General features: G+C 41.2%; 4 protein-coding genes and 1 tRNA gene. All 5 read left to right on the top strand.

Annotated features, from left to right (window positions below; translation table 11 throughout):
• Positions 1-205 precede the first annotated feature (205 nt).
• The 5 genes from nadA (at position 206) to rhuM (ending at position 6,774) form a co-directional block, all read left to right on the top strand.
• Positions 206-1,246, top strand: coding sequence for a quinolinate synthase NadA (gene nadA / locus QMA00_RS03300; protein ID WP_036983045.1), 1,041 nt, complete (start codon positions 206-208; stop codon positions 1,244-1,246).
• A gap of 166 nt (positions 1,247-1,412) precedes the next feature.
• Positions 1,413-1,502, top strand: a tRNA-Ser gene (locus QMA00_RS03295).
• 183 nt (positions 1,503-1,685) lie between these two features.
• Complete coding sequence (gene csm6, locus QMA00_RS03290) at positions 1,686-2,822, top strand: CRISPR-associated ring nuclease Csm6 (RefSeq protein WP_290156011.1); 1,137 nt, start codon at positions 1,686-1,688, stop codon at positions 2,820-2,822.
• Between the two features lie 70 nt (positions 2,823-2,892).
• Positions 2,893-6,336 carry a DEAD/DEAH box helicase family protein gene (locus tag QMA00_RS03285; protein ID WP_290156009.1) on the top strand — a complete coding sequence of 1,148 codons (3,444 nt, stop codon included), beginning with the start codon at positions 2,893-2,895 and terminating at the stop codon, positions 6,334-6,336.
• Entirely contained in the window at positions 6,337-6,774 is a 438-nt protein-coding gene (gene rhuM / locus QMA00_RS03280; protein WP_290156007.1) for a RhuM family protein, read from the top strand. It abuts the gene before it with no gap.
• The last annotated feature ends 12 nt before the right edge of the window (positions 6,775-6,786 follow it).

Below are 6,786 nucleotides of genomic sequence, written 5' to 3'. Positions count from 1 at the left end.
GAGCAGTGGACTTTTAATCCATTGGTCGATGGTTCAAGTCCATCATGACCCACCACTTCTAAAAAATCTCAACATTCCCCTTATTATATTTAAATTAGTTTGTTATTTTTATTTATAAACAGCATGCCCAGATAGCTGTTATTTACCTGCGTATTCTCGTATAATTTGCCGTAATTAATGCACTGTAGATGAAGTGGTCGAGAACATGAGTCTAGCTCAAACTATTATGCCTGAAGGTTATATCTTTCCTCCTAAGCCAGCGCCGTTAACTAAAGACGAGCAAGGCGAATATAAAGCACGTATTAAGCAACTACTGCAAGATAAAAATGCAGTGCTTGTAGCCCATTACTACACAGATCCTGAAATTCAGGCACTTGCCGAAGAAACAGGGGGCTGTGTAGCCGATTCACTAGAAATGGCACGTTTTGGTGCTCGCCACGATGCCGACATGATCATCGTCGCAGGCGTACGTTTTATGGGTGAAACCGCTAAAATTTTAACGCCAAACAAAACAGTTGTCATGCCAACACTTGAAGCGACTTGTTCATTAGATATTGGTTGCCCTGTGGATGAGTTTTCAGCATTTTGTGATCAACACCCAGATCGTAAAGTGGTGGTATACGCTAACACCTCTACCGCGGTTAAAGCGCGTGCTGATTGGATAGTTACCTCATCGTGTGCACTTGAAATAGTAGAACACTTAGATGAGCAAGGCGAAAAAATTATTTGGGGCCCAGATAAGCATTTAGGTAGCTACATTCAAAAAAATACCGGCGCCGATATGATCATGTGGAACGGCGCATGTATCGTACACGATGAATTTAAAACCAAAGCGCTTAAAGATATGAAAGCCCTACACCCAGACGCAGGTGTATTGGTTCACCCAGAGTCACCTGCCGAAATAGTAGCACTGGCAGATGCGGTGGGTTCAACAAGCCAGCTAATTAAAGCTGCGCAAACTATGCCTAATAAAAAGTTTATTGTAGCCACCGATCGCGGTATTTTTTATAAAATGCAGCAACTATGCCCAGAGAAAGAGTTTTTTGAAGCGCCAACGGCTGGTAGCGGCGCTACGTGTAAAACTTGCGCTCACTGCCCTTGGATGGCAATGAACGGCTTACAAGCGATTGAGGAAGCACTGATTGATGCCAGCGGTAAAGAAGTATTTGTAGATATGGACTTACGCGAAGGCGCGCTCAAGTCACTTAATCGCATGTTAGACTTTACAGCCAACATGGCAAAGTAAACATCACTTTGTATAAAAACGGCTAATCCTACTGGGTTAGCCGTTTTTTTATGCCTAAAGTAAATTGCTGATTGATTATTAGGCACTTAGCAGCACAAATTTAAAAATGCCTTGCACCTATGTAACCTATTTCATACTATAACGTGCTGTTGCACTGCAACACCGTGGAGGAATGGCTGAGTGGCTGAAGGCGCACGCCTGGAAAGTGTGTTTAGGTTAATCCCTAACGAGGGTTCGAATCCCTCTTCCTCCACCATTATTCAATATTAGGACGCTTTTTAGCGTCCTTTTTTTTGTGCCCTAAATTAAACTTTTTTTTGCAAGTATTCGGGCGTTTTAATCACTTCACTTTATTTCACTTAATCCACTGAGCTCAAACAAGTTTCATTAACTATGTAATTTATGTATTATGCAGATCCCTCATACAAAAGGATCGTTGATGAAGTATGTACTACTAATAGTTACCGGTGCCAGCCCACAAGTATTAACCGAAACGCTTTTTGCGCTTTATCAGCAGGGCAAACCCATGCCTAAAGAAGTATTTGTTATAACTACAAAAAGCACCAAGGCTATGCTCACCGATGGACTATTTGAGCAGGGCCATTTAGCTAAACTAATAGCAGATTATAAACTTCCTAATATTGAACTCCCCGATGAAAACATATGGCTAATAGAAGATGATAAAGGCCAAGCTATTAATGATGCTAAATCTGAAATAGAACAAACCTACATGGCCGACTTTATTACGCGTAAAGTGTTTGAACTTACCAATAAAAACGATATTAGTATTCATGCATCTATAGCGGGTGGACGTAAAACAATGGCGTTTTATTTAGGCTATGCCATGTCTTTATTGGGGCGCGAGCAAGACTCACTCAGTCATGTATTCGTTAATGATGAATTTGAATTTGTAAAAGACTTTTACTATCCAACACCATACAGCCAAGTTATTAAAGGTAAAAATGGTAAACAGGTTGATTGTATTAATGCAAAGGTAACCCTTGCCGAGATCCCATTTGTACGAATGCGCCAATCTATCGACGAAACCCTCATTGCCAATATGCAAAGTGCATCATTTAGCCAAACAGTCGCAAGCTTAAACTCAGCCCATAAAAAAGATTTAACCCTAGAGGTAAACGCAAAAGCAAAAACACTCACCTTTGCAGGTATCGAAATTAAACTTACCGCAAAAGAAACCGCCTTTTATTTATGGTTAAATCAATACAGCCAAAGTGAGAATAAACAGTTAGTGGTAAGTCGTGATTTTGAAAAGTCTTTGCGTTACAGCAAAGAATACCTCATGCTTTTACAGCAAAATAGCAGTGATTTACGTATATTCCGTGATACGTTTGGCATAGAGCCCGAAGATTTTAGAGACGGTCTACACAGTAATTTAAAGGTAATGGAAAAAACCTTTGTGCAGCAAACGCGTAGTCGCATAAATAATAAAATAAATAAGGTGTTACCCAACGAGCTTGCTAAAAAAATAGCGATTGACTCCAATAACCAAAGCTTTGAAACAAGCTACTTGTTAAGTGCAGTAACACATAATATAAAAATAAATATAACGGCTTAATATTCGCAAGCTTGCAAACGCATAAAAATAATAACGCATGGTAAATTAGTTGATAAGGAAGTAATCAGGAATGAAGCAATCAATGAACTTTGAACATATTCAATCTAAGTGGCCAGAGCTACACCAATTAGCCGCTTTTGCTGAAGACTATGCTATTAGCGATCCGCAAAGCGCATTGGTGAAATTACGTTGCTTTGCTGAAAAAGTAGTAGGCTACTTATATAAAGAACTTAGTTTACCTGTTTTACCCACTTCTAACATTTTTGATAAACTTACCGCCGACGACTTTACCAGTGCAGTCCCGCGTTTAATAACCGATAAGCTCCACGCCATACGTAAAAGCGGTAACCAAGCGGCTCACGAAGGCAAAGTCGATCAACAACAAGCTATTTGGATATTAAAAGAAAGCTACTTTGTAGCCTCTTACTTGTTTATGGCTTATGCCAATGGCACGCAACAAGAATGCCCAGAGTTTAAAGCACCTGAGCAAACACAGCCAACTAATCAAAGTGATGCTCAGTTTGCTAAAAAGAACAAACAACTCACTCAGCAGCTAGCCGAAAACCAAGCCCGTTTAAAACGCGCACTTGACGAACTAGAAGCCGCAGAACTTGCACAAAAACAAGCGCAGCAGCAAGCTGCAAAACTAAAACAAACGATTGATGCAGAAAAGCTTACTCAGGTTAAAACCCGAAATAAGCAAATTGTTAATTCAAGCTTTAACTTTAACGAACACGAAACCCGTAAACGCATTATCGACTTAGATTTACGCAATGCAGGTTGGAACGTAGCACTTGACGACGAATCAACAGAAGACGTAGGCAAAGAAGTAAAAGTAACCGACCAACCTACAACAACAGGCGTAGGCTATGTTGACTACGTATTATGGGATGACGACGGCAAACCACTTGCCGTAATAGAGGCAAAACGCACCCGCGAAAATATTGAAAAAGGCCGCCAGCAAGCAACGCTTTATGCCAACGCGCTCGAAAAGCAATATGGACAACGCCCCGTTATTTTTTATTCTAACGGCTGGGATATAAAAATACTCGACGACGCGCAAGGCTATAATAGCCGCGGTTTATACGGTTACTACTCAAAAGACTCCCTGCAGTACTTAATAAAACAGCGCTCGCTTAAAAAAGATTTAAATAAAACGCCGATAGATACCGCCGTGGCTGGGCGTTTGTATCAAATGGAAACCATAACACGTGTTTGCGAGCGTTTTAGTGATAAACACCGCAAGGCGCTTATTGTGCAAGCCACCGGCACGGGTAAAACACGCGTATCTATTGCCCTTGCAAAGCGCCTGCTCGATGCCGGTTGGGCAAAGCGGGTACTGTTTTTATGTGACCGAAAAGAGCTGCGTAAACAAGCGGGTAACGCCTTTAGCGAACACACCAAAGAGCCAGTGCATATTGTAGGCAAAAGCGCTAAAAACACCGCAGCCAGTGCCCGTGTATTTATAGCAACCTACCCAGGCATGCTACGCATAATGAACACGTACGATGTAGGCCATTTTGACCTAATAGTAGCCGACGAATCACACCGTTCAATTTACAATATTTATGGTGATATTTTTAAATACTTTGACGCGCTAGAAGTAGGCTTAACCGCCACACCGGTAGAAATGGTATCGCGCTCAACCTGTGATTTATTTGGCTGCGACTACAAAATGCCCACAGCCAATTACCCACTCGAAGACGCCATAGAGCAAGGCAACTTAGTGCCTTACAAAATTGTAAGTTACACCACGCAGTTTTTACGCGAAGGCATTAAAAAAGATAACCTCACCGATGAGCAAATAGCCCAATTAGAAGAGCAAGGCATTGATCCGAACGAGCTCGACTTTGACGCCAAACAAATAGACGAAGCCATTAAAAATAAAGACACCAACAGGCTAATACTACGTAATTTAATGGAAAAAGGCCTGCGCGATAAAGACGGCCAGCTGCCAGGTAAAACAATTATATTTGCCCGTAACATAGCCCACGCTGAATTATTAGCGCAGCTATTTAGCGAGCTTTACCCACAACATGGTGCTAATTTTTGCCGCGTTATTCACTCAAAGTACGAACGCGCCGAAGAGCTAATAGACGACTTTAAATCAAGCGACGAAAACAGTATGCGTATTGCGGTGTCGGTCGATATGCTCGACACCGGCATAGACGTACCTGAATGTGTAAACCTGGTTTTTGCAAAACCCATAAAATCAAAAGTAAAATTTTGGCAAATGATTGGCCGTGGTACACGCTTATGCGAAAACCTTTATGGCCCTGGCAAGCACAAAACTCACTTTTTAATATTCGATCACTGGGCAAACTTTGAATACTTTGATGAAAACCCAGAAGAAGAAGACGTAAAACAAGCCAAATCGTTACTGCAAAAACTATTTGAAGCGCGGGTAACCCTTGCACAAACCGCCCTTAAAAAAGCCAATATGGATGTATTTGACCAAACAATAAAATTAATTCACGACGATATTTGCTTACTGCCAATGGAATCAATATCGGTACGCGACAATTGGCAAGTGGTCGAAACCTATAAAGACCTTAAACGTCTTAATCAATTTGCACCGCAAACAGTAAGCGACTTACTTGAGAAAATAGCGCCGCTTATGCAATGGCGCAACATTATGGGGCAAAGTGAAGCCTATAAATTTGATTCTGAGCTAACCACTATTCAAACCCTATTACTTACCGACGCCAGCCAAATCGATTTAGCTAAACAAAGCATAATGAACAAGGTTGAATCGCTACAAATGCACTTAAACGAAGTGCGTAGCAAAGCACCAGCTATAGCTGACATACAAACCGAGCAATATTGGCAATATTTAACCCATGCAGCGCTTGAGCAAAGCCGTATTAATTTGCGCAGTATTATTCACCTACGTAATAAAAGCGTGAAGCCGCCAACAAGTGATTTTGTGCTCGACATAAAAGAAGACACAAACCAAATTAAAGAGGCTGATAGGCTTACAAAAATAGTCTCTATTGATTACCAAATATATCGCCAAGAGGTTGAAAAAACGCTCACCCCGTTATTTGAAACCGACAGCGTACTTAAAAAAATTCGCAACGGCGAACCAGTAACCGAAGCCGACTTAGCGCAATTAAGCTCGTTAGTACATACGCAAAACCCAAGTGTTGATTTAAATACATTAAAAGAGTTTTTTCCCGAATCAACCGCGAGCTTAGACAAAATATTGCGTACCATAGTCGGCATGGATAAAAACGCCATAGAGCAGAGCTTTACAACCTTTGTGCAGCAAATACACACCCATGTAAATGCCAAGCAACAGCGCTTTATTGGTATGTTAAAAAACCACCTAATTCGCCACGGCGCTATCGAAATAGCCCAGCTTTACGATGCGCCTTTTACACAAATACACGACATGGGACTCGATGGCGTATTTAGCCAGCAACAAGCCGACGTAATAGAGCAATTTATTAAGCAGTTTGATGTACAATTGGGTGATAAAAACCAAACGGTAGATAAAGAAGTGATAGTGTAAATGGCTAATCAAGTAGAAGTGTTTCAAAATGAAGATGGTAGCCTACAGTTAGCAGTGCAAGTGCAGCAAGAAAGTATCTGGTTATCGCAATCTCAGCTTGCTGAACTGTTTAAAACATCAACCGACAACATTAGTTTACACCTAAAAAACATATATCAGTCAGGTGAACTTGATGAAAACGCAACTACCGAGGATTACTCGGTAGTTCGCCAAGAGGGTAAACGCCAAGTAAAACGTAAATTAAAACACTACAACCTTGATGCAATTATATCCGTGGGCTACCGCGTTAACTCAGCCCAAGCAACGCGCTTTCGCCAATGGGCGACTAAAACGCTTAAACAACACTTACTAAAAGGCTACACATTAAACCAAGATCGTTTAACCCAAAACGCCAACGAACTTGAAAAAGCCTTATTGCGCGTAAAACGCGCAGCTTAATCGAAAATTTAT

Source organism: Pseudoalteromonas sp. APC 3694, from assembly GCF_030407565.1.
GTDB lineage: Bacteria > Pseudomonadota > Gammaproteobacteria > Enterobacterales > Alteromonadaceae > Pseudoalteromonas > Pseudoalteromonas tetraodonis.
Note: the sequence above shows the minus strand (reverse complement) of the source record. Positions and strands in the feature narration are given on the sequence as shown.

Bases quoted from the DNA above. Each gene is read 5' to 3' on its own strand.
- QMA00_RS03285 (WP_290156009.1), top strand. From the start codon at position 2,893: ATGAAGCAATCAATGAACTTTGAACATATTCAATCTAAGTGGCCAGAG.
- rhuM (WP_290156007.1), top strand. From the start codon at position 6,337: ATGGCTAATCAAGTAGAAGTGTTTCAAAATGAAGATGGTAGCCTACAG.
- nadA (WP_036983045.1), top strand. From the start codon at position 206: ATGAGTCTAGCTCAAACTATTATGCCTGAAGGTTATATCTTTCCTCCT.
- csm6 (WP_290156011.1), top strand. From the start codon at position 1,686: ATGAAGTATGTACTACTAATAGTTACCGGTGCCAGCCCACAAGTATTA.